Here is a 23,727-nt window from a genome sequence, read left to right on the forward strand (position 1 = left end):
CCTCCCCAAAAAGCATGGGTACGGCAAATATTATGTTAAGTTAGGGTCTTGACATCGTACCGCTGCTCTTTTTTAATTTTCAACCGGACCACATCAGCTGAAATCGCTTACAGTTTTGAACTTTATGTGACATATTACATCATGTTTGCCGTACGATTGAAAGAATTCGAACATATTGGTCCTTTTGTTCTTTTTGATCTTTTGAATTGAGTTTGAAATTATGAGATGATTAATTAAGAAAGCTTCTTCGAAGCGAAATTAAACAAGGTCGGAGGTGCTCAAGTGCGGAAAAAAAAGATAATTGCTCTACTCTTGCTGCTAGTAACCGCTTTAGTTCCGGCTTGTGCTCCCAAAGCCATAGATTATGAGCAGGTAAGCCCGAATGACAAAATCGTGATCCGTTTTTCTCACGTGGTGGGAGAAGATACTCCGAAGGGACAAGCTGCCCGCTTGTTCGCCAAATTGATGAAAGAACGTACCAACGGCAAAGTCGAGGTGCAAGTATTCTCGAACGGTTCCCTCTACAAAGATTCTGAGGAAATGGATGCATTAAGTGAGGGACATGTTCAGATGATTGCTCCCGCGCTCTCGAAGCTCAGCAGCTTGGTTCCGGAGCTGGGAGTATTTGATCTTCCCTATCTGTATCCGAATCTTGACGGGTATCACAAGGTGTTTGACGGAAATGTCGGAAAGGTTATGTCCAACTCATTGGCAAAACAGAATATGGTGTCTCTCGGCTTCTGGGACAGCGGATTCAAACAATTCACAAGCAATGTTCGTCCAATCCAAAATCCGCTGGATTTGGCCGGTACCACAATCCGAATTATGCCCAGCGCTGTCCTCGATGACCAGTTTAATCTGATGCAGGTGAAACCGGTCGAAATGAATTTTAACGATGTGTATCTCGCTCTGGCACAAGGCAGAATTCACGGACAAGAAAACACAGTTTCCAATATTTACACCAAACGGTTTTACAAGGTACAAAAATATATGACCATAAGCGATCATGGCTATTTGGGATATATAGTTATTATTGACAAACGATTCTGGAATCAATTGCCCGCCAATTTCCAAAAAATAATGATCGAAACCATGAATGAAGTAACCGAGTGGGAAAGAAACCAAGCGGTCAAGATTGAACAAGACAAACTGAATGCAATCTACAACTGCAGTTGCATCGAGATTGAAAGGTTGTCGGTACAAGAAAAAGCGAAATGGAAGCAGTTTTATCAGCCACTATATCAAAAAATGGAGCAGCGCTTGGGTCGCGCCTTTTTTGAGGAACTTGGCCTATGAAACAAACCCGTCTGACCATGCGGACAAGAATTGCCGCAATCGTTTCGATTATTGTATTTCTTTCGGTGATAACCGGCAGCTTTATCCTGATCAACCGGATGACGGAGGCATATGAACAAGAACTGGGAAAAAGAGTGATGGCGATTGCTCAATCGCTGGCACAATCCCCGAGCCTCCGGCAAGGCCTCGAAAGTCCGGAAGGATGGCGGATCATCCAACCCATTGCAGAGCGTGTGCGATTGGCAACCGATGTTGAGTATGTGGTTGTCTTCGACATGAATAAAATTCGGTACTCCCACCCTCTTGAAGATCGAATCGGCACTCCGTTTACAGGCGGAGACGAGGGGCCGTCGCTTACCGAACAGTCCTATATTTCAAGGGCACACGGGGTAAAAGGGACTTCCATCCGTTCCTTTGTCCCGATCATGGATGAAGAGGGTGCAAAGCAGGTTGGCGTCGTTGTTGTCGGAACTTTGCTTCCTTCCTTCTTAAGCCTGGTCTGGGCTTCTAGGGCCGATCTGTATCTGTCCTTATTTCTGGGAACGATCTTTGGAATCATCGGAGCGATTTGGGTAGCGAACCGTATCAAGCAGCAAATGTTTAATATGGAACCGCTTGAGATCGCCCACCTCTTTGGGGAGAGGGAAATGGTGATCGAGTCCATTGCTGAAGGAATCATCGCGATTGATCGCAATGAACGAATCACCGTATTGAATAAACATGCGGCACGAATGATGAATATAACGCAGGATGTAATCGGGAAACTGATTCAGGAAGTGATTCCCGACAGCCATCTGCCTGAAGTTCTGCGAGATGGAAAGCCGCAGTATCATCAATTGCGTCAAATTAATAACGTGGTGATATTGTCAAACCGAGTTCCTATCATCGTTAACGGAAAAATATTAGGTGCCATGTCCACCATCCAGGATCGGACGGAAGTCTATCACCTCGCGGAGGAATTGACCGGGGTCCGGAAGTTTATCGATGCGCTGCGGGCTCAAAATCACGAGTATCTCAATAAACTGCACACGATAGCCGGGCTCATCCAGCTGGAGCGATACGAAGAGGTTGTGGAAAAAATTCTTCGCTTTAACGAAGAGAAGGAAGCCCAAACACACTTCTTGACACAACGAATCAAGGATTACAGTATATCAGGATTGATTCTGGGTAAAATCAGTCATGCGAAAGAACAAGGTGTGGAGCTCGAAGTCGAGCCTGGAACCTCCTTACCGGTACTGCCTGACAATGTTCAGGAAGCGGATTTGCTGATGGTTTTGGGCAATCTATTGGAAAACGCGATCCATGCAACCGCACAGTCCAATCGTACCGATAAAAAAGTGTCTCTCTTGCTTGAGGGGAATGAAGATGGAATTGAGATCCATGTAACCGATAACGGAATCGGCATGACACCCGAACTTCAGGCCCGAATCTTCGAATACGGCTTTACAACGAAAGGCGCCAAAGGGCAAGGAATCGGTCTGCATCTTGTCAAACAGTTTGTGGATCTGCTCGGCGGAGAGATTTATGTAGAATCGAAGGTGGGGGAAGGAACCCGTTTTGTCGTCATTCTGCCGGGTCCCGCCTGGGAGATGGAGGGAGGAAACTGATGGAAGATATTCGTTTGGTGATTGTGGAAGATGATCCAATGGTGATGGAAGTCAATTCGGAGTTCGTGTCAAAGATTGACGGGTATAAGATTGCGGGAAAAGCGTTTACCGGAGCCGAAGCGTTACTGGTCATCAAGAAAACGGATCCGGATCTGGTTCTGTTGGACTATTTCCTGCCAGATATGGACGGTCTTTCGATTCTGAAAGAGATTCGCCGACAGGAACTTCCTGTTGACGTGATCCTTGTCACAGCCAATCGCTCTCCCGACCATATTCAGCAGATTCTGCGCTGTGGGGCGGTTGATTATATTTTTAAACCGTTTCGATTTGAGCGCATCCAGACCGCCCTCGAGCAATACCGATACATGCACAAAAAACTGAGAGAGAATCAGCAGCTTGAACAGGCGGATATGGATTTGATTACCGGAAGGCGTGTCCAACAGTCCGAAGCGAATGGCACCACATGGCTTCCAAAAGGCCTGAACGAACGAACTCTGCAGCAAATCCTGCAATACCTCATTGAGCAAAAGGACCCCCTGTCCGCGGAAGATGTCGCGGCCGGAACCGGGTTGGCACGGGTAACGGTCAGAAGGTACCTGGAATACCTGCAGAAAAAGGGCATCATCCAATTGGAAATCCAGTATGGTTCCATCGGACGCCCCGTCAACCGATTTAAACTTTAACCGGTAATCCCAATATTTACTGCAGAAGCAGAATCTTCGCTCCGTACGGTTTCAACACCAGTTCTCCCGAGTGTTTTTTTCCTGTCAAGAGATCCGTTCCGGACGCTCCGCCCGGGATTGCAGCTTTCTGTGATCGCGGGCTGTTGTTTAAAACAACAAAGATAGATTCCTGCCCATTTTCTCTGACAAATCCATAGAGGTTGGTAAGCGGATCCTTAATCACTGTACGATACGATCCGGTTTGCAGAGCAGAATGTTGTTTACGAATGGCGATCAAATCCTGATGCAGCTTCAGCATATCCTTGTTCTGCTTTTCTTCGTCCCAAATCATCGTACGCCGGCAATCCGGATCGGTCTCTCCTGTCATCCCCACTTCATCGCCATAGTAGATCTCAGGCATTCCGACATAGGTCATTTGAAATGTCACAGCCAAGCGCATTCTCTCTTCCTGTTCGCCGCAAACGGTTAAAAAACGCGCCGTGTCATGACTTCCCAACAGGTTAAACATCGCTCGATTGGCCTGTTCCTTGTACATCATCCGGGTCTTGGTCAGCCGTGAATCGAATGCTTCCGCGTCAATCGTCCTCTTGGCAAAAAATTCAACAACAGCCTCACGGAACAGATAATTCATCACGCCGTCAAACTGATCTCCCTGCAGCCACGGTGAGGAATCATGCCAAACTTCTCCTATTATCAATGCTTCCGGGTTGGCAGCCCGAACCACCTCTCGAAATTCCCTCCAAAAAGCGTGATCCACTTCATTCGCCACATCCAACCTCCAACCGTCAATTCCTACTTCTTTAACCCAGAATTCCGCTACCTGAAGCAGGTACTTCTTTACTTCCGGGTTTTCGGTCCGAAGTTTCGGCATCGTCGCGACACCGTTCGCAAATGTTTCATAATTGATCTTTTTCATATCGACCGGTACTTCACGCAGATGGAACCAGTCTACGTACCTGGACTTGGCCCCTTTTTCCACAACATCACGGAATGGGGCAAAATCGGCCCCGCAGTGGTTGAAAACCGCATCCAACATCACCCGAATCCCGCGGGCATGGGCTTCTTTGACCAGAGATTTGATTGTATCCATATCTCCAAACATCGGATCCATCGAAAAATAATCGGTTGTATCATATTTATGGGTTGAAGGAGAGAGAAAGATGGGAGTCATATAGATCAAGTTTACGCCCAGCTTCTCCAGATAAGGCAGCCTGTCGATGATCCCCTGCAAGTCCCCTCCAAAAAAAGTGGCGGCGGTCGGAAGTTCCCCCCACTCGCAGACATCCTCCGGGTCGTTCGCTGGATCCCCGTTCCAAAAACGGTCAGGGAAGATTTGATAGACGACCGTATCATTCACCCATTCCGGTACTGAATACAGATCTCGCGTACATAAATAAGCAAGTTGAAAACATCCGGAAGATTCCAGGTCGGATGCAAATCCTTGTTCCCCATACCAAAGTCTTTTTACTCCGTCATCAAGCAGGAAACGGTAGCGAATTCGCCTTGTTTTGGATTCAATTGTTGCTTGAAAGTAGTCGAACAGTTCATCGGAACCGCTGAATGAGAGCCGAACCGTCTCGTAGATGTCAGGCACTTCGTATCGATCTGAATGCACAAGATAACAAGCTTTCAAATCTCCTCTTTTGGCCCGCAAAGTAATGCGCGCGTGATGGGGAGACAAGGAATATGCATAAGCCCCGTAAGGCACATGAAAAATGGCCTCTTGAATCATCTGAATTCCTCTCCTTTACCCAAACGGTGCAAACGATTGCAAAAAAGTTTGAAAAACCCATCCTTGTCCGAATCGCCGCTAGTTTTGATGGGTGATTTTGTTCAAAGCACCGCAAGAATGACGGATCACCAAATCACTGGGAACAAGTACCGACTTTTCTTTCAATTTATGTGTTCTCATTTGTTCGATCAACAGTTCCGCTACAGTTTTACCCAATTCAAAGATGTGAACATCCATGCTTGTCAATGAAGGATTGGACATTTCGGCAAGTTTCACATTGTTAAAACCGACTATCGCGATATCATCAGGGATTTGATAGCCCAATTCGCCGGCAGCCCGCATTGCGCCGAAAGCCAGAACATCGTCGGACGCCACCACAGCTGTAGGCCGCTCCGATGTGGCAAGCAGGCGCATCATGCCCAGGTATCCGCCTTGTTCCATAAAGGAGCTTGCATAAATCCACTTCCGGTCGATCGGAATTCCCGCTTCTTTTAATGCATTTTGATACCCCTGCATACGGTCTTGCGTGACCAGAAGCGCTTCATCTCCACACAGAAACGCGATTCGCCGGTGACCCAGGTCAATCAAATGACGGGTAGCTCGATAGCATGCGTCCACATTGTCATTGTTCACCCACGGAATTTCAAAACCGCTCTGCGGACGGCCCAATAAAGTTGCCGGAAAAGGATGGTCCTGGAGTACATCGAGTAACGGGTCCTGCATCCTTGAAGAAAGAAGCAAAACTCCGTCCACCCGCTTGCCGTGAATCATTCGTTTCAGCGACTTCACGTCCTCTTTGTTGGAATCGGACGTGGATAACAAGAGATCGAATCCCTCTCGTCTTGCCACATCACTGATGCCGCGCAGCACTTCAGGGAAGAACGGATTCATAAAAAATTCTTCTGTTGTACTCGGAATCAGCACCCCTATTGCATCGGCCGTTTTTTTCACAAGGCTTCGCGCCAAAATGTTCGGATGATAACCCAATTCCTCCATCGCCAGACGAACCTGTCGCTTCGTCTTTTCGCTGATGCGAGGATGATTGGAGATCACGCGAGAAACGGTGGAGGGGGATACCCCCGCTCGCACAGCCACATCTTTTATTGTCACAGTCATCAAGGTACTGCTCCTTCCCAACACTTGCACTAGTTGCATAAATTTACACAGAGTTGCACTAAAATTTTATCCTTTCACGGAACCGGAAACAAGCCCGGAGGCAATCCATTTTTGCAGCAGCATAAAAACTACGACCACCGGGATGGAAGCAAGCACCGCGGCCGCCGCAAACTTCGTCCAGTTCGCAGCAAACTGATTTTTGATAAATTGCGCCAATCCTACAGCCAGTGTTAATTTGTCAGGTGATTTCAGCAGTGCGCTGGACAGCAGGAATTCGCTGAATACTCCAATGAAACTGAACAAAAATATCACTGCAATCATCGGAAGCGACAACGGCAATATGATTCGCCAGAAGATATCCCAGGAGTTCGCACCGTCCATAGTCGCTGCCTCGTCAATTTCCTTCGGCAAACCGTCCAAATACCCTTTCATCAACCAGATATTAAACGCTTGACCGGCTGCAAGCACCAATATCAGGATCCACAAATTGTCCATAGCTCCCAGCTTGGCCAACGCGCCAAAGATTGCAGCCACCGCCATAAAGTTTGGAAACATCTGCAAAATCAGCAGTGACATCAAGCCATATTTCCGCCCGAAAAAACGCATCCGGGAAAAGGCGTAAGCCGCCAATATCGTTAAAAAGGTCTGTAAAGTCGCGACACCAAAGCTTAAAATCACGCTGTTCTTCATCCATATGGGGAAATTCGTATTTTTAATCAAATCCACATAATTTTCTAACGTAAAGGAAGCAGGAAGCAGCGTTTCGGAGAAAAAGGCCTCCCCTGTCTGAAATGACGCAACAAGCACAAAGTATAAAGGTATGATCGACAATAAAATCGCAAACCAGATAATCACTCTGCTTACCCACAAATTCACTCGTTCATAGGTTTTCATGTCAATCCACCTCCTCAAATGCCCGGGTCATTTTCATATTAATGAAACTCAAGATCCCTACAATGAAGAAAATGATGATCGAAAGTGTCGCAGCCAAGTCATACCGATAAAACACCAGGGTCATGTTATATGCGGCAGACACCAGAATATCCGTAAAACCCGCAAACTGCGTGTCCGGTCGGGGCGGCCCCCCGCCGGTGATCAGGAAAGCGGCACCAAAATTATTAAAATTATAGGCAAAGGAAGAGATCAGGAGCGGAAGGGAAGAACTCATTAATCCCGGGAAAGTTACCGACCAAAACTTTCTCCACATACCTGCGCCGTCCATATCGGCAGCTTCATACAAATCCTTCGGTATCGCTTGCAGCGCTCCCAAACAAACATTCATCATAAAAGGATATCCAAGCCAAATGGTTGTGATTATAATTGCCGTTTTCGCCCAATCCGGATCATTCAGCCAAGGAATTTTTTCGAGACCAAGTTTTGTAAGGAACAGGTTGATCTGACCAAAGGAGTCATTGTACAAACCCTGCCATGCCAAAATCGCAATCGCAGCTGGAAGTGCCCAAGGAATTACCAGAATTCCCCGGTATAAATTCGACTCTTTCATTCTGGTGTTGTTTAACAGAAGTGCCAGAACCAGACCTACAGCATAAGACAACAGAGTTCCGGCAAGAGCATAAAGCACTGTCCAGACAAAAACGGGCCAGAACACATTAAAGAAAGGCCCCGTCAAGATCTCTTTATAGTTGTCAAATCCAACATATTGAAAACTGTCGAAATGATTCAGGTTGAAGTTCGTGAAAGAAAGATAGATCGTATAAAGTACCGGCAGCAAGCTGAACAATGCAATAGTGATCAAAGCCGGTGACAGGTACGCATAAGCCTTCCAGGAGTATTTGGTTTTTCTCCCCCTTGCTGCAGCCAAGATTCCTCCCCCTTCCTGTGATTAGGAGCGAGGCATCAACGCTGATGCCTCGCTTTACACTTACTTTAATGTCGCAATTCCTTGTTTCATCTGATCGACAATATCTTTTGCCGCTTTCTCCGGTGTGGACTTGCCTTGAGTCAACAGTTTCAGATTATTTCCCATCGGTGTCCAGAACGCCTGAATTTGTGGAATATTGGGCATCGGTTCGCCAGCGGAAGCGATTTCAGCAATCACAGCAGCAACTTGGTTCTCCTTGAAGCTTGGATCGTCGAGAATTGACTTCTTAACCGGAATACGGGCCGAAAGCTCCAACGCCTTCTTGCTGGTGTTTTCATTCAGATATTTCAACAGATCCCAAGCTTTGTCCTGATTTTGTGATTTCGAGCTGACAAAAGCGGTTTGCAAGCCGACAAACGTTTTCGGTTTTTGACCGTTTTCAAGTGTCGGGAACGGAGCTACTGCAAAGGGAACATTGGCTTTCTTAAACGGAGCCACATCCCACGGACCACTGATGAACATCCCGATGTTCTTGGACTGGAACTTGCCTTTTGCAATATCCCCGACTACATCGGCAGGCATGAATTTATATTTTTTCACGAAATCCTGGATGGTCTGGTATCCTTTGATTGCACCTTCATTGGCCAGACCAATATCGTTTGTATCATAAGTCCCGTTGTTATTTTTAAACACATATCCGCCGTTGCCCGCAATAAAGGCATAGGAGAAATAAGCATTGTTAATGTCATACATAAAGCCCTGCTTTTGTGCTATGTCGAGAAACTCACTCCAAGTTTTTGGAGGATTCGGAACTTTCTCCTTGTTGTAAAACAATGCATAGGTTTCCATAGACATCGGGAACGCCACTTTTTTCCCTTCTACTGTAACCGCTTTCCAAGCAACATCGACATAGTCTTTTTCATTGACCAAATCCTTCGGCATTTCCGCCAGAAGCCCGGCCTTAGCAAAGGTTCCGAGGTTATCGTGCGGCATTCCGAATACCGCATCCGGTCCTTTACCGCTCTGTGCAGCGGCTGCATATTTTTGGAATTCGTTGTTGTTGTCAATCACAATCTCAACTTCGTTACCGGTTTTCTTCGCCCATTCCTGTGCTGCCGATTTGACCAACTCAAATTCTTGTTCTTTCCAGTAGGACCAAACCGTAATTTTGGACGATTTCTTCGCTGGATCATTAGCAGGCTTTTCATCCGTCGGTTTGCTCGAGCTTGCGCATCCTGCAAGCACGCCTGCCAACAAACCGGTTGTCGCAACTAACGACAATGCTTTCTTCCAGGAGTTTCGTTTCATCGTTTTGCCCCCTAATTTTTTGTTTCGTAAACGTTTTCACCCTACTGAAAAGGATATTCGCTTTTGCGCAAACGAATGCACAAATTAGTAAAAAAAAATCAATATCCCCTGAGACGGAGGTTCAAACGTTTGTACACATACTATAATCCTATCACCTTGTTTCAGTCAATATCTTATTCATCGATTTAAAAGATTAATTTTTGAGAGTAGAGTCGGGAAGGTTTCTAAAATGTTGTTGACAATAGTTGAGTGGAGTGGTAAAAATCATATTGTAGAAATATTCTAACACTCACAATCTGAGGGCCATGCTTTGTTTGCCTGCCTCACATACCAGTCCTTATTGCGTCAAGAGGTTTAAAACAAACAACCCCGTTTTCTCTTTGACTGGAGAATAACGGGGTTGCTTTTGTTTCAATTTAAATACGTAAGGGAGGGAGAAAAGGGGCCAACACCTGTTCTTAAGTTGCGCAAACGTTTGCTGATAAATCCGTTTGCAATAAGGAGGCAAAATGGATGAAAAGAAACTTGAGGAAACCATTTAAGTTCTTTTCCGCATTGCTTGCATCATTCTTGACTTTTGGCAATCTTATTCCAGTGCAAACCGTGCATGCAGTACCCGACACTTCGGTATCGAATGCAGTCAATTTTTCCACTGACGTGATTTATCAAGTGGTCACCGACCGTTTCGCAGACGGAAATCCTGCAAACAATCCAACAGGAGCCCTATTCGACGGAAGCTGCACAAATCTCAAAAAATATTGCGGCGGCGACTGGCAAGGAATTATAAACAAAATCAACGACGGATACCTGACGGGCATGGGTGTGACCTCTATCTGGATCTCACAGCCGGTGGAGAACATCTATGCTGTATTGAACGATACTGCTGGCAGTACATCCTATCACGGATATTGGGCACGTGATTTCAAAAAGACCAACCCTTATTTCGGCAGCTTCACAGATTTTGACAATCTCATTGCAACCGCTCATTCCAAAGGAATAAAAGTCATCATAGATTTTGCCCCCAATCACACGTCTCCCGCTTCAGAAACGAACCCTTCCTATGCAGATAACGGCAAACTATACGATAACGGAGCATTATTGGGTGGATACACCAACGACACAAACAAATACTTCCACCACAATGGCGGAACCGATTTTTCGACCTATGAAGACGGAATCTATCGAAACCTTTTCGATTTGGCAGACTTTAACCATCAAAACAATACAATCGACTCCTACCTGAAAACGGCCATCAAACTCTGGCTGGATAAAGGAATCGATGGAATCCGGGTCGATGCGGTGAAACATATGCCGTTTGGCTGGCAAAAGAACTGGATGGATACAGTCTACAGCCATCGTCCGGTATTTACGTTCGGTGAATGGTTCCTTGGAACGAACGAGGTTGACTCGAAAAACCATTATTTTGCAAACGAAAGTGGCATGAGTCTGCTTGATTTCCGGTTCGGGCAAACCGTTCGTGAAGTCTTCCGGGACAACGTGGATACCATGTACGGTTTGGATGCCATGATCCAGGGCACAAACACAGATTATGATGAAGTAAACGATCAAGTCACCTTTATTGACAACCATGATATGGATCGCTTCTCTACAGGAAGCAATAACCGCAAGGTGGAACAGGCACTGGCGTTTACTCTCACCTCACGCGGAGTTCCGGCAATCTACTACGGTACCGAACAGTATATGACCGGAAACGGTGATCCCAATAACCGTGCAAAAATGACATCGTTCAGTACGACGACAACTGCCTATAACGTAATCAAGAAGCTGGCTCCACTTCGCAAATCCAATCCGGCGATTGCCTACGGAAGCACGGCGCAGCGTTGGATCAACAACGATGTTTACGTGTATGAGCGTAAATTTGGCAATAATGTGGCCCTTGTGGCAATGAATCGAAGTTCCACGGCGGGTTATGATCTCACCGGTTTGTACACCGCTCTTCCTGCCGGAACTTATACTGACGTTCTTGCAGGCTTGCTGAACGGAAACAATATCGGTGTTGCGAGTGATGGTTCCGTAACTGCCTTCAACCTTGGGCCGGGTGAAGTCGGGGTATGGCAGTATACAGCTTCTGCAAGTGCTCCGGTTATCGGTCATGTCGGTCCGATGATGGGCCAAGCCGGTCAAACGATCACGGTTGATGGTCGTGGATTTGGCACAACGGCGGGGCAGGTATTATTCGGAACCAGTCCCGGAACAATCGTTTCGTGGGAAGACACCCAAGTGAAAGTGAAGATTCCTTCGATTGCTGCAGGAAAACACAACATTACGCTAAAAACTTCCAGCGGCGTCACGAGCAACGTCTATGACAAGTTTGAAGTGCTCTCCGGAAATCAGGTATCCGTCCGGTTCGTTGTGAACAACGCGAATACCGTCTTTGGCGAGAACGTCTATCTTGTCGGCAATGTATCCGAATTAGGCAACTGGAATACTGCGAATGCCATTGGTCCAATCTTTAATCAGGTAGTCTATCAATATCCAACCTGGTACTATGATGTGAGCGTACCGGCCGGCACACCTCTTGAGTTCAAGTTTATTAAGAAAAATGGCTCCACAGTGACTTGGGAAGGCGGCTCGAACCACACGTACACAAGCCCTGCATCAGGCACGGGAACCGTTATTGTGAACTGGCAGCCCTGACAAGGAGGGCGATCTACTAAAAAGGGACCGGCAAATACTGGTTTGTCCAGAGTTTGCCGGTCTTTCTCTATCTCTAGAACTGAATGGATACGAACTTGGTTTCCAGGAACTCTTCCAATCCGTATTTGCCGCCTTCACGCCCCAGACCGCTTTCTTTATACCCGCCAAAAGGGGCTTGTGCAACAGCGGGTAAAGGATCATTGACTCCTACGATTCCAAACTCCAGATTCTCCGTCATTCGGATCGTCCGGCCCAGATTTGAGGTGTACACATACGCTGCCAATCCATAATTCGGATGATTCGCCAGGTCCAACACTTCCTCTTCCGTCCGGAACGCATAGATCGGTGCCACCGGACCGAACGTTTCTTCCTGGGAGATCAGCATGTCATTCGTTACACCCGCAAGAATTGTCGGTTGAAAAAATTGGCCATTCTCATAGCCGGCGCCTGTCAATCGTTGACCACCGCATACGAGTTGAGCCCCTTTTTCAAGAGCATCGCGTACATGGCGCTCCACCTTTTCCACCGCTTCCTGATTGATCAGCGGACCGATTTCGACATCTTCCTGATGTCCCTGTCCGACTTTCAATTGTTCCACTTTCGCCCGGAATTTCTCTGTAAAAGCTGCAAGGATGGTTTCTTCCACATAAATCCGGTTTGCACAAACACACGTCTGCCCGGCATTGCGAAACTTGGATGCAATAGCTCCATCCACAGCTTTCTCAATATCCGCATCTGCAAATACTATAAACGGTGCGTGCCCGCCAAGTTCCAGAGAAACTCGTTTCACCCCGTTTGCCGCTTGCCGCATCAGAAACTTTCCGACTTCGGTCGATCCGGTAAAAGTAATCTTGCGGATCAGCGGACTCGTGAGCAGAACCTCGGACACCTCCCGCGGATTTTGAACAGTCAGCAGATTGATTACCCCCGGTGGAAACCCCGCTTGTTCCGCCAGCTCAACCAATCGAATCGCTGTCAAAGGGGTCTCTTCCGAAGGTTTGATTACGACCGTACACCCTGCTGCCAGAGCAGGTGCAATCTTGCGAGTGATCATGGCCGCCGGGAAGTTCCATGGAGTGATCGCCAGCACCGGTCCGACAGGCTGCTGGAGAACCTGCAGGCGCTTGGTTTGTGCAGATGCCGGGATCAGATCCCCGTAGATCCGTTTCGCTTCTTCCGCATACCAAAGCACAAAGTCCGCGCCGTACAATACCTCTCCTTTCGCTTCGTTTACAGGTTTGCCTTGTTCGGTTGTCATCAGACTGGCCAATTCGCCGGCATGCTCCACGATCAACCGGTACCACTTGTAGAGAAGTTCCGAACGTTTTCTTGCTGTTTCCTTCGACCAAGTTTCAAACGCCTGCCAAGCCGCTTCAACAGCTTCCCGAGCATCCGCTGCAGAGGCATCTGCCACAGCCGTGATGAATTCGCCGGTCGCCGGGTTGGTAACCGGAAACTGCCTGCTGCCGGCGGCTTCTCGCCATTTTCCGTTGATATACAAGCGATTCTCCATATGTATTCCCTCCCCCTGAATCTCTACAACTTAACAATACCAAAAAACGGTGGTTTGGCAAAACCACGAGAGCTTCCAAATTAACGTTCTGCGATCAAATCTCGGGAGTGAACTCCGTGCCTGTCTGTTGACCTGATGCATGGAAGTTTGTTATGGTTAACTATATAGAATTTTTAATCAATTTTAAGGAGGTCGTTTCTGATGCTGGCCAAATATATTGGAGAAGGTTTCTTGTATTTTCTTGCAATTCCGCTGGCTGCTTTCCAATGTTTTGAACTTTTGCAGGCGCTGCCTGACCTCCTGTCAAATTTCACCGACTTTCGCAAATTCTGAAATACAGTTTCTGCACATATAAAAAAGGAGGCGCTTGCCTCCTTTTTTATGGATCATTCAAAACTTGAACTTAGTAGCTCGGGAACTGCTTCGTATGAATCTGTCCCGGCTCCTGCTTGATTTCAAGCTGTTCAAGAGCTGCCTTCACCACTGCTGTTTGCGTTTCCTTGTCAAACGGCTTTCCGGTGGAATGTCCGAATTCAAATCCTTCCGGATGGATCGCCCGGGGCGGACGCATCAGGCCGGACTGCTCCGTATCCAGCGTGATCAATACTGTCGGGATTCCTTGTGACTCAATTACACGTTGTACCGTGACCACGGTACGGTGACAGAGAGGTCAGCCGGCGGTCAAGAGCACGGCATCTGCTTGCGAGCGGGTAACCTCTTTTGCAATGGCAGGCGCCGTCTCCTGATTGATCTGATTGAGCCGCATGGCATATCCCATCATCGAGATGTGCTTCTCTGCCAGGCCCTTAATAAATCCCTCCTCCGCCAATTCGCGCAGGCGATCAATCGGGAAAATGCAATTGATGTCTTTCTTCGGTTCGTCCGTATTGTAATGCTCTTTCGGAGCACCATGGGTCACCTTCATATTCTCCGCCTGAACATCCCCGGGAATCACTCGGTACGTTGCGTCGCCCGCAGTATCAAATGCTTCCTGGTCTTTCAGGTGAGCACCTGCAGTGGAGACGATCATGATCGTCATATCCTTTAATGCCAAAGTATTTGGCGTGTACGGAATCGCTTTGCGTGACATCTCCATTTAAAGTATCCCTCATTTCAGTTGCATTTGGGTTCCCATCAAAGTGACGACAAGCTACGAAGCATATTCCGAGTACTTTGATGGGTGTATGAAAATAGAGCACATGCAGTGCATATGCCCTATTTTGGAATCATTCGTTTTACAGTTTGCGCAGGATTTCGAAGAGTTCTTCGTTGTCCGGCTGTTCCGCAATCGGGTGAACGTCGATAAAACGGACGATCCCCTCTTTGTCAATGATGAACAACGCCCGTTCGGAAGCTCCGTATGCCGGTGCGCCCGGATCTTCGCGGAGTACGCCAAACTTCTTCGACACTTCGCCGTGCGGGAAGAAGTCGGAGCAGAGCGGATAAGTGATGCCGCCAATCGATTTTTGCCAAGCTTCGTGGCTCGGAATGCTGTCTACGCTAATACCCAAAACTTGGGTATCATACTCTTCAAACTTGGACAGATCGTCCTCGTAAGAAGGCATCTGAGCACCTCAGACCGGCGTCCAATCGAGGGGATAGAACGCGATAAATACGTTTTTCTTGCCGAGATAGTCGGACAGTTTGATTGTCCGGCCGCCGTGAGCCTTCAGCTCGAAATCAGGAGCCTTGTCACCGACTTTAAGCGTCTTGGTTTCTGTTGCACCTTTCGGCATGTGATTCCCTCCCTTAATATGTAGATTGGGACTCGTCCCATCTGTTATTGTATACCAATCGGGAGAAAAGCTCAATGTGGAATTTCTATTTGTTTTTAATGATTCAAAACTAAGATGAGAAAGAGCAAATTGCCGACGGTCTCTTTACTCGAGGAACCAAGCACTCATATACCCGGAACGGAAAATTCATTCTTTCGGCTCCCAGATAAGCAAATGTCAGATCTTCAGCAACAGCGAGATCAAAATTTTGTCTTCCGACGGAAACAACCAGACCCGTGTTTTCTTTCAATACAGGTGATTGAAACACACCCGCGGTCACCAGTTCACGAATATGTTCAATTTCCAGGACGTTGGTTCCCTGATGAACACGCAGCATTTTCGCATACAAGGCCGGATGAACCACCATGGCGTAAGGTCCGAATTGAGCGTTCTCGACCAGTTTTGTCGTCATCTGAACCACATCCGAATAGGCCCGACCCGATTCCGTCCAATCTTCAATCACGTGAGTCAGCCGACCTGTAGCGTTCACAAGACCCTCAATGCCAAATTGTTCGTTCCCGTTAAAAATCAGATCATCCTCCTTCGCCGCTACGACAGAAGCCGCACCCGCCGCCGCACTAAAGTCGATTTCCGTTTCGAGTTGTTTCGCCAATTCGATGTCACGCCAATGCAGGATGAAATCCTTATATAAAATAGGGATTGTCAACTGGACCCTGCGCCCTGTTCCGAACGCTTCTCCCACTTCCTCACCAAGCTGATCGACTTCCGCATATGCAACATCGTCAAACCGGTCAGCTGGAACTCCTTGAATTCCTGCCCCCAGCGGGCCGTAAACCTCAAGAATTCTGCGGCCAACCATCTGACGTCTCGCCACATCAACAATTACACCTTGCAAGCGCTCCAATTCACCGTCTGATAACGGCATCTCATCACTAAATGCTGACAGCATATTCACCGCAAAAACCTCCTGAAAATTTCTTTTATTAATTTCATTAATATTGAACCAAGCTGCCGACAGTTAATCTCTTTCGAGCTCCCGTCGACCGCAAACTTTCTCCGCCTACAGCTGCTATGGCGCTTGCAAGGCCTTCAACATTGGCGGTCCCGTCTCCCGCCTGCCACTCACGTATGGCTTGAATCAATTCATTGACCGATACCGCTCGCTCTTCTTCCTCTTCAATCAGATGAGAAAGCAGTTCCTTTGTCAAATTGTCTTCCACATTATTGAGAATGACCCCCATATGCTCGACGAAATGTTCCATGTTGCTTCGTTGCCCTTCCACCATTCTTAACAAATCTTCAATCTCTTTCATGATTCTTCCCCTTTCAAAACATCTACCTAGCAGATTTGCCAATTTTTTCTGAGGATATACAGATGAATCTATTCCTGCTAAAATGAAATTAATTGATATTGATTCTCATTAGCAAGGTGGGTACCGGGATGAACCTGTTCGGATGGATTGACTTTTACAGCGGATTGGAGAAAACAAAGGAAATCGGAGGTTGCATTGAAGCTTCTTCGATTACACTTGCAAACGGAGATACCTATACTAACGCCGTGATCACTCGCGTTGACTACACGGGTAATCGGTTTTATACGGTCGGCTTTATGGATGAGCAGGGCACGGTCCGTGTGGTGAATGTTGACCAGGTCAGTGTTGTCGAAAACCCTGAATATAAGAAAGTTCGTGAAGCAAACAACCTTGCTTATCAAAAATGGGCCAGGGAGCAGAAGCGTCTGCGTGCGGTTCGCTTGCTCGAAATCAGCAAAGGAGCTTCCCGGTCTTCCTATGAAAAAGAACTCAATACTCTTATGGACGATATTGGAGTGAAATCGGTTGAAGAACTGTACCAACCGGTTACAGACAAACGCGTATTGTCAATCGTCGGAGCATAAAACACCAAAATCAAAGGGACTTGCTGCAATCTGTACAGCAAGTCCCTGTTTTTATCTTGAGTAAAATTCGACGATCAATGTTTCGTTCACATCGACCGGGATTTCGGTTCGTTCCGGTTTGCGGGTCAAAGAACCGGTTAACTTGCTTTCATCGAATGTCAGATATGGAGGAAGCACCGGCCGATTTTCGAGACTTTCTTTCACCGCGTCCATCTCCCGTCCCTTTTCGGTAAGACCGATTACATCCCCTGGCCTGACTGCAAAAGAAGGGATATTCACACGGCTTCCGTTCACCGTTACGTGTCCATGAGTGACGAGCTGACGGGCTCCGTCAAGGGTACGGGCAAACCCTAACCGATATGCGATATTGTCGAGACGGGTCTCTAAGAGTCCGAACAGATTCGCACCGGTGATCCCTTTGCGGCGTGCGGCTTCTTCATAGTAACGGCGGAACTGTTTCTCCTGCACACCGTATACGTAACGGAGTTTCTGCTTCTCAAGCAGTTGGATTCCGTATTCACTGCGTTTGGTTCTTTTGGTCGGACCGTGTTGTCCGGGAGGGTAAGGGCGTTTGTGAGCAGGGCATTTGGGCAGCCCGCAAAGCGCATACCCAACCTGTCTGCATAGTTTGTGTTTAGCACCAGTTCGTCTTGCCATTCGTACAAGCTCCTCTCAATTCGTTGTAAATAGGTCGCCGCAGCCAGCCAACTCGACACCCTCTTGTCGAAGCAGCTCCAGTTCAGTTTCAATCTCTTCCACTACCGCACACAACATATGTATAAGGTCGTTTCGGCTGAGATTCTGACACTCCTCGACCGACTCCAATAGCACCACCGAACGAAACGTGGTCCCGACACGGGCGAATGTCTGTGCGCTGATCCAGAGCTCCCCTGAAAGGCTGCGGACTGCCTGGAAAAGAACACTTTCGGAAAATGGCCACTTGGACAGCACATGGTTGAGGCAACTTTCCGCACAAAAAATTCCGGATGAAGGCAATACTGATATCTTACCTTTCTCTTTAGGCGGGATCAAGAATTGCTCCACCATTCTCTCGATTCTCTTTTCTACAAGCATGTGTCCACCTTCAGTTGATAATGATTATCAATATCATATTATAAACCCACTCTGTCCTTCTGTAAAGTCTGGACAAAAAGTCTATTTTATACACAAGCACAAGGTTGTGGTATAGTAAAACAAAAAAGATTCGTCCGAGGAGCACGAAAATGGAACAACAAGCGATCATTGCAATTGGAATCTTTTTAGTCACGTATGCACTAATTGTCTCCGAGAAAATTCACCGCACAATCGTGGCAATGATGGGCGGCATTCTAATGGTGGTATTCGGGGTTGTCAACCAGGAAACAGCCATTCATCACATTGACTTCAATACTTTGGGATTATTGACCGGGATGATGATTATCGTGGCGATTACGGCCCAAACCGGACTTTTCAAGTACATAGCGATCTGGGCGGCCAAAAAATCACAAGGCGATCCGGTCAAAATCCTTGTTGCTTTAGGAATTATCACCGCGACTGCATCAGCGTTTCTGGACAATGTCACAACAGTGCTGCTCATGGTACCTGTAACATTCAGTATTACACGTCAGTTGCGTGTGCCGCCAATTCCATTTCTGTTAACACAAATATTCGCTTCAAACATAGGGGGCACCGCAACCTTAATCGGTGATCCACCCAACATCATGATTGGAAGCGCCAACAAAGAACTTACGTTTATGGCTTTTATTGATAATTTGGCAGCTGTTTCGTTCTTTATCCTGTTCGTAACAATTGCCGTTCTGGCTGTTTGGTACCGGAAGCAAATCCGGACAAGCGATGAATTAAAAGCAAATATCATGCGTTTGGATGAAAAAGCGGAACTTGTTGACATGGGGCTGCTGAAAAAATGTCTGTTTACAATTGCTTTTACAATTGGAGGCTTCTTCGTCCATCAGCTGATTCATGTTGAATCGGCCACCGTAGCCTTAGCCGGCGCGTTTCTTCTGTTGCTGCTGACCGGAGAGCACTATCTTGAAGATGCACTGACAAAAGTGGAATGGACAACCATCTTTTTCTTTGTTGGGTTGTTTGTACTCGTTTCCGGTCTTGTGGAAACAGGAGTTATCTCAACACTTGCGAAAAAAGCGATCGATCTGACCGGCGGTGATTTGACCTTGACTTCCATGCTGATCCTTTGGATGAGTGCCATCGCGTCCGCATTTATCGATAATATCCCCTTTGTGGCGACGATGATCCCGATGATTCAGGAAATGGGAAGAATGGGGATCACAGATCTGGATCCTCTCTGGTGGAGCCTTGCGCTTGGTGCTTGTCTGGGAGGGAACGGAACCTTGATTGGGGCCAGCGCCAACGTGATTGTGGCTGGACTCGCCGCCAAGGAAGGGCATCCTATTTCATTCCTCAGATATTTATGGATCGGATTCCCTTTAATGATCCTTTCCATACTGATTTGCAGTGCATATATATATTTGCGTTATCTCATATAAGAATCCGGGCACGCAGCGGAGGAAAAGCCCCTTCTTCATTCAAAAAGAAGGGGCTTTTTTCATTCTTCTGAATTTTCGAGGTGAGCCGGTAGTGAATCCAACCCCAACTCCTGGGCCACGTGATACTGAGCAATTCCGCGACGGAGCAGATAGAGCCCATTTTCCAACTGACGAACCTGTATGGGATCGAGATGGCCTCCGTTTTGAATCTGAAGCTTCAGAAGCTTCAACTTTTCATCACTTACATAATATCCTTGAAAAACACTAGGCAGCGTAATGGAGGCTACTTCTACCTGAATAATGTTGTTTCGTGCAAAGCCAGGTGATGAAGCTATATGTGATTCACCGGAATTTCGGTCACACACGTTGTTTGCCCCGGCGTCAACTCGAGTTTCAAATGCTTGCAACCGCTCCCTGAGCAGTTGAATTTCTTTTTTTAGCAGGGAAATTTCACTCTTTACTTCTTCCCGAAACTCGTCACTCGCCACACGCTGGCTTTCAGTCAACCGTCGGTATTCAATTCTGGCGGCATCCGCGAGGTTCTCCATGAAAACGTAGTAAGGACTTCCTCTTCTGCCTCCGCCTTCCGCCTTTAATTTCCCATCTAGTATATCCTTCCGGACAATCTGAGGTGAGAGGCCCGTGCGCAACGCGAGTTCATTAACGGTAAATTTCCCTTTTTCCCGTTCGTTGACGTTCAAAGATCCATCCTGCAAAAACTGTTTTGCAAGCTGTTGGTATTGGATGCGATCTGTTGACTCCAAATCTGAGATGCGAATGCGTGTAGGGTTTCCTCTTCCCCTCTTTCCCGGAGCGGCGATGGGAATTTTGCCGGCTTTTATGTCGAGACGAATCGTAGCTGTCGAAACGCCTGACATGCGAGCAAGCTCATGGATGGTAACAAACTCCATTCCACTCCCTCCGATCCTTTTAAACAATTTATTTTAAATATATGATTTTTTTAAAAATTTGTCTATCTTTCGTGGAAATTATTTCTTGCCAAAAATCAACAAAATTGCGACAAATAAGAGAACTACCCCGGCCACTTTTTGCCAATCAATCGGACGCGGAGCAACACCGAACCAACCGAATTGGTCGATCAAGAGTCCAGTCGAAAGCTGCCCCGCCAGAACTGCAACCATCACGGTAGTTACCCCTACTTTTGGGACGCCCACAATGATAGTAGTGACGAAAATCGCTCCCAATAGGCCCCCCATAAATTGCCACCAGGGCACATTGACGACTTCCCGCAAATTTCCTTTTCCAAAGAATGCAACAATTACCATTAGTACCGTTGTACCCATAGAAAAAGAAATCATCGCCGATTCGTAAATACCGACCTTTTTGGAGAGAGCCGCATTGATCGGTGACTGCAGCCCGATCATTACACCCGCGAAGATCATCATCCCTACATATATCCATTGCTGCATTTATCCTTACCCTCCGACCCCTTTGAGAATTTGACTGGTGTATGGTACTATCCCTCTATCAATGATCGGATGAGGTAGGTAGTGCCATGAAACGTTCCTGGAAAGAATATACCATTCCCGCCGAACAGGATGGAGTCATTTTACAGGATATTTTAACAGGTCCGATGCAGATCTCCAGACGAATGATTCAGAAACTTACTCGCAGCAAAGGGATTCTGTACAACGGGAAACCCACTTTTCTCAAACGGCAAGTGAAAAAAGGCCATGTAGTGCAGGTGGCCGTCGAAGTGTCCAACCGCCAGAGCCTGGTACCCGAAGCGGTGCCTTTTGACATTTTGTACGAAGACGAAGCAATTCTTGTCGTCAACAAACCTGCAGGAATCAATGTGCATCCGATTCACCCCGGACAAACGGGAACTCTTGCAAATGGCATCGCCAAGCACTGGCAGGATCAGGGTTTGGCGCTTCCCGTCCGACCCGTTCACCGGTTGGATCGGGATACGTCCGGGATCTTGATTGTGGGAAAATCGGCCTTTGCCCACCAGCATCTCGACCGCCAACTGAGGGAACGTGAGCTGGGAAGGGTCTATCTCGCATTGGCAGAAGGAGAAGTGCAACAGGATCGCGGCACCTTGACCTATCCAATTGGAAATGATCCCCGAAATCCTGCCAAACGCAAGGTAAGAGAAGACGGGAATCCGGCGGTCACCCATTTTTCGTTGATGGAACGATTGGACGGAGCAACCTTGGTGGAATTGTCACTAGAGACCGGACGGACACACCAGATTCGGGTTCACCTGGCCCACTACGGTCACCCCGTACTCGGAGATCGACAATACGGACATACTTCCCCTCTGATCCGGCGACAAGCGCTTCATGCGTCAAAATTGTCCTTTACACATCCGGGTACAGGTGAAAAAATGGTGTTGGAAGCGCCGCTTCCCGAGGATATTGCAGCTGTGATCGAAAAACTGAAACACCAACCGCTTTAAGCGGTTGGTGTTTTTCATTTTACAAATAGGTTCTTAACCAGTCTCTTGTCCGATCAATCATATCAGGCACAACTTCATGGCCTACCCCGGGGTATTCCACCATTTCAATCCGCCCGCCGCTGCCGTACATCGCTTTCATTTCCTGTACAAATTCGCGGACCGCATTTACCGGAATGATAGGATCCTCCGCACCGTTGAGCATTAAAAGAGAGCGTGGGGGAATCCGTCTGCGGTCTAACAACGAATCGAGATAGGATACGGCTGGCCACAATAGTTTCGGGAAATTGTGGTGGCGGGCAAACCGTCTTGCGCTGCCCATGGTCAGCAGTGCCACTCCCGTCCTTAACTCGGGATATCTGGCCATTGCCCCCAGTGTAACAGCACCTCCCATGGAAACCCCTGTGATCCCGATTCGTGAAGTATGAAAACGGGAAGTTGTTTTCACATAGTCCACCAGCGCCCCCACTTCTTTAAGAGATCCTGTCAGAATCGGCAGCATCCGTTGAACGGAAGCTAACGTATACCGGTCTTCTCCACTGGATCGATCCCCATGGTGCGGAGCATCCGGAATGAGCACCGACACCCCATGCTCTGCCATTTGTTCGGCGTAAGGCAGCAGAGAGTCCTTGCTCTCGCCTAATCCGTGCAGAGCAATCACAACCGGACAATTGCTGTCGATTTCCGAATCCTGCACGTGGTATAGCGGAATTTCACCTACATTCAGTTTCTCGACTTGCAGCATACAATTCCCCCCGGAGGTGATTCTCGTAATCACTACTGTACCCCCGGAAGTCAGCCACCATTCATCAATCGGTCATTTTTGCAACTTTCTGATATAAAGCCGCATTCCTTCAACAAGCGCGCGGTCTTGCTGCACTTCATGTCCTGTACTATCCACCGCATAAATCTGACGGCACTCCACTAACTTAAGCAGATCCGGATCCCGCCGCATCAGATAAGCACGAATCGCATGCGCCACCTGTGTATGAATCGGCAGAGTCACAGCCGTTTCCTCAACGAATACGGTTATCTCGTTCATCGGGCGAGATTCTCCCTTCAAAGCGAAAAATGGGGAATTGATATTCCCCATTATCACCCGTTACACGCGAGTTCATGCTTCCAACGCAGGGTTTTTCTCAACTGTATATCCTTCGCCTGGCGAGACTCTTTTTTTCTGAATCAAGACAAAATCCTCGATTACAATGGAACCCAGAAAATCTTTTTCAATCTGTTCCTGAGCATATGTAAATGCTTTATCATCCGATTCTGCCAATAAAATCACCGATACGGGAGGAAACCCCTCTCCTTTTGCTTCTAATCGATAAAGAAACATGTTTACTGCCCCTTTCATGCCGCTTAATTTCTTTACTTTATTTCCCAGACAGGGTATAGTGGATAAGATCTAGTGTTGTTTCAACTAGTGCCTTCTAAAC

The 23,727-nt window shown here is 47.4% G+C and carries 26 protein-coding genes; 8 read left to right on the forward strand and 18 right to left on the reverse strand.

The window, feature by feature from the left end:
• The first annotated feature begins 282 nt into the window (after window positions 1-282).
• The 3 genes from ACFO8Q_RS18260 to ACFO8Q_RS18270 are packed head-to-tail and all read left to right on the forward strand — an operon-like array spanning window position 283 to window position 3,586.
• Window positions 283-1,296 (forward strand): DctP family TRAP transporter solute-binding subunit, encoded by a 1,014-nt coding sequence (locus ACFO8Q_RS18260; protein ID WP_380027660.1) that lies wholly within the window; start codon window positions 283-285, stop codon window positions 1,294-1,296.
• Window positions 1,293-2,903, forward strand: coding sequence for an ATP-binding protein (locus ACFO8Q_RS18265; protein ID WP_380027662.1), 1,611 nt, complete (start codon window positions 1,293-1,295; stop codon window positions 2,901-2,903). The genes ACFO8Q_RS18260 and ACFO8Q_RS18265 overlap by 4 nt, the downstream gene beginning before the upstream one ends.
• A complete protein-coding gene (locus ACFO8Q_RS18270) occupies window positions 2,903-3,586 on the forward strand; it encodes a response regulator (protein WP_380027664.1) in 684 nt (227 codons plus the stop codon). The genes ACFO8Q_RS18265 and ACFO8Q_RS18270 overlap by 1 nt, the downstream gene beginning before the upstream one ends.
• Before the next feature lie 16 nt (window positions 3,587-3,602).
• Here the strand turns inward: ACFO8Q_RS18270 and ACFO8Q_RS18275 are convergent, their stop codons facing one another.
• The 5 genes from ACFO8Q_RS18275 to ACFO8Q_RS18295 all read right to left on the reverse strand — a co-directional run bounded on the left by ACFO8Q_RS18275 (window position 3,603) and on the right by ACFO8Q_RS18295 (window position 9,564).
• Window positions 3,603-5,318, reverse strand: a complete 1,716-nt coding sequence (locus ACFO8Q_RS18275) for a glycoside hydrolase family 13 protein (RefSeq protein ID WP_380027666.1) — start codon at window positions 5,316-5,318, stop codon at window positions 3,603-3,605.
• Between the two features lie 78 nt (window positions 5,319-5,396).
• On the reverse strand, window positions 5,397-6,434 hold the full coding sequence (locus tag ACFO8Q_RS18280) for a LacI family DNA-binding transcriptional regulator (RefSeq protein ID WP_380027668.1): 1,038 nt from the start codon (window positions 6,432-6,434) through the stop codon (window positions 5,397-5,399).
• A 66-nt stretch (window positions 6,435-6,500) separates the two neighbouring features.
• Complete coding sequence (locus tag ACFO8Q_RS18285; protein WP_380027670.1) at window positions 6,501-7,328, reverse strand: sugar ABC transporter permease; 828 nt, start codon at window positions 7,326-7,328, stop codon at window positions 6,501-6,503.
• Between the two features lies 1 nt (window position 7,329).
• Complete coding sequence (locus tag ACFO8Q_RS18290) at window positions 7,330-8,256, reverse strand: carbohydrate ABC transporter permease (protein ID WP_380027672.1); 927 nt, start codon at window positions 8,254-8,256, stop codon at window positions 7,330-7,332.
• Window positions 8,257-8,316: 60 nt separating this feature from the next.
• A complete protein-coding gene (locus ACFO8Q_RS18295; RefSeq protein ID WP_380027674.1) occupies window positions 8,317-9,564 on the reverse strand; it encodes a sugar ABC transporter substrate-binding protein in 1,248 nt (415 codons plus the stop codon).
• Between the two features lie 513 nt (window positions 9,565-10,077).
• Here ACFO8Q_RS18295 and ACFO8Q_RS18300 point away from each other — a divergent pair.
• Window positions 10,078-12,222, forward strand: a complete 2,145-nt coding sequence (locus tag ACFO8Q_RS18300; protein ID WP_380027676.1) for an alpha-amylase family glycosyl hydrolase — start codon at window positions 10,078-10,080, stop codon at window positions 12,220-12,222.
• Between the two features lie 73 nt (window positions 12,223-12,295).
• On the opposite strand, the gene ACFO8Q_RS18305 is transcribed toward ACFO8Q_RS18300, so the two are convergent.
• A complete protein-coding gene (locus tag ACFO8Q_RS18305) occupies window positions 12,296-13,735 on the reverse strand; it encodes an NAD-dependent succinate-semialdehyde dehydrogenase (protein ID WP_380027678.1) in 1,440 nt (479 codons plus the stop codon).
• Between the two features lie 201 nt (window positions 13,736-13,936).
• On the opposite strand from ACFO8Q_RS18305, the gene ACFO8Q_RS18310 reads away from it, so the two are divergent.
• Entirely contained in the window at window positions 13,937-14,068 is a 132-nt protein-coding gene (locus tag ACFO8Q_RS18310; RefSeq protein WP_380027680.1) for a hypothetical protein, read from the forward strand.
• A 70-nt stretch (window positions 14,069-14,138) separates the two neighbouring features.
• Here ACFO8Q_RS18310 and ACFO8Q_RS18315 read toward each other — a convergent pair whose 3' ends face one another.
• The 5 genes from ACFO8Q_RS18315 to ACFO8Q_RS18335 form a co-directional block, all read right to left on the reverse strand.
• Window positions 14,139-14,339 (reverse strand): hypothetical protein, encoded by a 201-nt coding sequence (locus tag ACFO8Q_RS18315; protein ID WP_380027682.1) that lies wholly within the window; start codon window positions 14,337-14,339, stop codon window positions 14,139-14,141.
• Window positions 14,340-14,405: 66 nt separating this feature from the next.
• A complete protein-coding gene (locus ACFO8Q_RS18320) occupies window positions 14,406-14,831 on the reverse strand; it encodes a glycine/sarcosine/betaine reductase selenoprotein B family protein (RefSeq protein WP_380027684.1) in 426 nt (141 codons plus the stop codon).
• 139 nt (window positions 14,832-14,970) lie between these two features.
• Window positions 14,971-15,471, reverse strand: coding sequence for a peroxiredoxin (locus ACFO8Q_RS18325; RefSeq protein WP_380027686.1), 501 nt, complete (start codon window positions 15,469-15,471; stop codon window positions 14,971-14,973).
• Between the two features lie 109 nt (window positions 15,472-15,580).
• Entirely contained in the window at window positions 15,581-16,420 is an 840-nt protein-coding gene (locus ACFO8Q_RS18330; protein WP_380027735.1) for a family 1 encapsulin nanocompartment shell protein, read from the reverse strand.
• 43 nt (window positions 16,421-16,463) lie between these two features.
• Complete coding sequence (locus tag ACFO8Q_RS18335) at window positions 16,464-16,784, reverse strand: hypothetical protein (RefSeq protein WP_380027688.1); 321 nt, start codon at window positions 16,782-16,784, stop codon at window positions 16,464-16,466.
• Between the two features lie 128 nt (window positions 16,785-16,912).
• On the opposite strand from ACFO8Q_RS18335, the gene ACFO8Q_RS18340 reads away from it, so the two are divergent.
• The gene (locus tag ACFO8Q_RS18340; RefSeq protein WP_380027690.1) at window positions 16,913-17,368 is read left to right on the forward strand and encodes a hypothetical protein; all 456 of its coding nucleotides are present in this window, start codon (window positions 16,913-16,915) and stop codon (window positions 17,366-17,368) included.
• A gap of 51 nt (window positions 17,369-17,419) precedes the next feature.
• On the opposite strand, the gene rpsD is transcribed toward ACFO8Q_RS18340, so the two are convergent.
• Together rpsD and ACFO8Q_RS18350 are read right to left on the reverse strand one after the other, a co-directional pair.
• The gene (gene rpsD, locus ACFO8Q_RS18345; RefSeq protein WP_380027692.1) at window positions 17,420-18,025 is read right to left on the reverse strand and encodes a 30S ribosomal protein S4; all 606 of its coding nucleotides are present in this window, start codon (window positions 18,023-18,025) and stop codon (window positions 17,420-17,422) included.
• Between the two features lie 15 nt (window positions 18,026-18,040).
• On the reverse strand, window positions 18,041-18,442 hold the full coding sequence (locus ACFO8Q_RS18350) for a hypothetical protein (protein WP_380027694.1): 402 nt from the start codon (window positions 18,440-18,442) through the stop codon (window positions 18,041-18,043).
• A 149-nt stretch (window positions 18,443-18,591) separates the two neighbouring features.
• On the opposite strand from ACFO8Q_RS18350, the gene ACFO8Q_RS18355 reads away from it, so the two are divergent.
• Entirely contained in the window at window positions 18,592-19,872 is a 1,281-nt protein-coding gene (locus ACFO8Q_RS18355; RefSeq protein WP_380027696.1) for an ArsB/NhaD family transporter, read from the forward strand.
• A gap of 59 nt (window positions 19,873-19,931) precedes the next feature.
• On the opposite strand, the gene ACFO8Q_RS18360 is transcribed toward ACFO8Q_RS18355, so the two are convergent.
• Together ACFO8Q_RS18360 and ACFO8Q_RS18365 are read right to left on the reverse strand one after the other, a co-directional pair.
• Window positions 19,932-20,783, reverse strand: a complete 852-nt coding sequence (locus ACFO8Q_RS18360; protein WP_380027698.1) for a hypothetical protein — start codon at window positions 20,781-20,783, stop codon at window positions 19,932-19,934.
• A 78-nt stretch (window positions 20,784-20,861) separates the two neighbouring features.
• Entirely contained in the window at window positions 20,862-21,302 is a 441-nt protein-coding gene (locus ACFO8Q_RS18365) for a DMT family transporter (protein WP_380027700.1), read from the reverse strand.
• Window positions 21,303-21,388: 86 nt separating this feature from the next.
• On the opposite strand from ACFO8Q_RS18365, the gene ACFO8Q_RS18370 reads away from it, so the two are divergent.
• The gene (locus ACFO8Q_RS18370) at window positions 21,389-22,294 is read left to right on the forward strand and encodes an RluA family pseudouridine synthase (protein ID WP_380027702.1); all 906 of its coding nucleotides are present in this window, start codon (window positions 21,389-21,391) and stop codon (window positions 22,292-22,294) included.
• A gap of 19 nt (window positions 22,295-22,313) precedes the next feature.
• Here ACFO8Q_RS18370 and ACFO8Q_RS18375 read toward each other — a convergent pair whose 3' ends face one another.
• From ACFO8Q_RS18375 to ACFO8Q_RS18385, 3 genes are all read right to left on the reverse strand, one after another.
• Complete coding sequence (locus ACFO8Q_RS18375; protein ID WP_380027704.1) at window positions 22,314-23,036, reverse strand: alpha/beta hydrolase family protein; 723 nt, start codon at window positions 23,034-23,036, stop codon at window positions 22,314-22,316.
• Between the two features lie 72 nt (window positions 23,037-23,108).
• Complete coding sequence (locus ACFO8Q_RS18380) at window positions 23,109-23,333, reverse strand: hypothetical protein (protein ID WP_380027706.1); 225 nt, start codon at window positions 23,331-23,333, stop codon at window positions 23,109-23,111.
• 72 nt (window positions 23,334-23,405) lie between these two features.
• On the reverse strand, window positions 23,406-23,627 hold the full coding sequence (locus ACFO8Q_RS18385; RefSeq protein ID WP_380027708.1) for a DUF3906 family protein: 222 nt from the start codon (window positions 23,625-23,627) through the stop codon (window positions 23,406-23,408).
• Between the last annotated feature and the right edge of the window lie 100 nt (window positions 23,628-23,727).

The organism is Effusibacillus consociatus (genome assembly GCF_042652925.1).
Classification (GTDB): domain Bacteria; phylum Bacillota; class Bacilli; order Tumebacillales; family Effusibacillaceae; genus Effusibacillus; species Effusibacillus consociatus.

What these genes read in the sequence shown, in the direction of transcription:
- ACFO8Q_RS18305 (WP_380027678.1), bottom strand. Translation starts at nt 13,735, where the DNA reads ATGGAGAATCGCTTGTATATCAACGGAAAATGGCGAGAAGCCGCCGGC.
- ACFO8Q_RS18360 (WP_380027698.1), bottom strand. Translation starts at nt 20,783, where the DNA reads ATGGAGTTTGTTACCATCCATGAGCTTGCTCGCATGTCAGGCGTTTCG.
- ACFO8Q_RS18300 (WP_380027676.1), top strand. Translation starts at nt 10,078, where the DNA reads ATGAAAAGAAACTTGAGGAAACCATTTAAGTTCTTTTCCGCATTGCTT.
- ACFO8Q_RS18365 (WP_380027700.1), bottom strand. Translation starts at nt 21,302, where the DNA reads ATGCAGCAATGGATATATGTAGGGATGATGATCTTCGCGGGTGTAATG.
- ACFO8Q_RS18270 (WP_380027664.1), top strand. Translation starts at nt 2,903, where the DNA reads ATGGAAGATATTCGTTTGGTGATTGTGGAAGATGATCCAATGGTGATG.
- ACFO8Q_RS18285 (WP_380027670.1), bottom strand. Translation starts at nt 7,328, where the DNA reads ATGAAAACCTATGAACGAGTGAATTTGTGGGTAAGCAGAGTGATTATC.
- ACFO8Q_RS18380 (WP_380027706.1), bottom strand. Translation starts at nt 23,333, where the DNA reads ATGAACGAGATAACCGTATTCGTTGAGGAAACGGCTGTGACTCTGCCG.
- ACFO8Q_RS18295 (WP_380027674.1), bottom strand. Translation starts at nt 9,564, where the DNA reads ATGAAACGAAACTCCTGGAAGAAAGCATTGTCGTTAGTTGCGACAACC.
- ACFO8Q_RS18265 (WP_380027662.1), top strand. Translation starts at nt 1,293, where the DNA reads ATGAAACAAACCCGTCTGACCATGCGGACAAGAATTGCCGCAATCGTT.
- ACFO8Q_RS18370 (WP_380027702.1), top strand. Translation starts at nt 21,389, where the DNA reads ATGAAACGTTCCTGGAAAGAATATACCATTCCCGCCGAACAGGATGGA.
- ACFO8Q_RS18385 (WP_380027708.1), bottom strand. Translation starts at nt 23,627, where the DNA reads ATGTTTCTTTATCGATTAGAAGCAAAAGGAGAGGGGTTTCCTCCCGTA.
- ACFO8Q_RS18310 (WP_380027680.1), top strand. Translation starts at nt 13,937, where the DNA reads ATGCTGGCCAAATATATTGGAGAAGGTTTCTTGTATTTTCTTGCAATT.
- ACFO8Q_RS18320 (WP_380027684.1), bottom strand. Translation starts at nt 14,831, where the DNA reads ATGGAGATGTCACGCAAAGCGATTCCGTACACGCCAAATACTTTGGCA.
- ACFO8Q_RS18280 (WP_380027668.1), bottom strand. Translation starts at nt 6,434, where the DNA reads ATGACTGTGACAATAAAAGATGTGGCTGTGCGAGCGGGGGTATCCCCC.
- ACFO8Q_RS18330 (WP_380027735.1), bottom strand. Translation starts at nt 16,420, where the DNA reads ATGCTGTCAGCATTTAGTGATGAGATGCCGTTATCAGACGGTGAATTG.
- ACFO8Q_RS18340 (WP_380027690.1), top strand. Translation starts at nt 16,913, where the DNA reads ATGAACCTGTTCGGATGGATTGACTTTTACAGCGGATTGGAGAAAACA.
- ACFO8Q_RS18350 (WP_380027694.1), bottom strand. Translation starts at nt 18,442, where the DNA reads ATGCTTGTAGAAAAGAGAATCGAGAGAATGGTGGAGCAATTCTTGATC.
- ACFO8Q_RS18355 (WP_380027696.1), top strand. Translation starts at nt 18,592, where the DNA reads ATGGAACAACAAGCGATCATTGCAATTGGAATCTTTTTAGTCACGTAT.
- ACFO8Q_RS18335 (WP_380027688.1), bottom strand. Translation starts at nt 16,784, where the DNA reads ATGAAAGAGATTGAAGATTTGTTAAGAATGGTGGAAGGGCAACGAAGC.
- ACFO8Q_RS18375 (WP_380027704.1), bottom strand. Translation starts at nt 23,036, where the DNA reads ATGCTGCAAGTCGAGAAACTGAATGTAGGTGAAATTCCGCTATACCAC.
- rpsD (WP_380027692.1), bottom strand. Translation starts at nt 18,025, where the DNA reads ATGGCAAGACGAACTGGTGCTAAACACAAACTATGCAGACAGGTTGGG.
- ACFO8Q_RS18275 (WP_380027666.1), bottom strand. Translation starts at nt 5,318, where the DNA reads ATGATTCAAGAGGCCATTTTTCATGTGCCTTACGGGGCTTATGCATAT.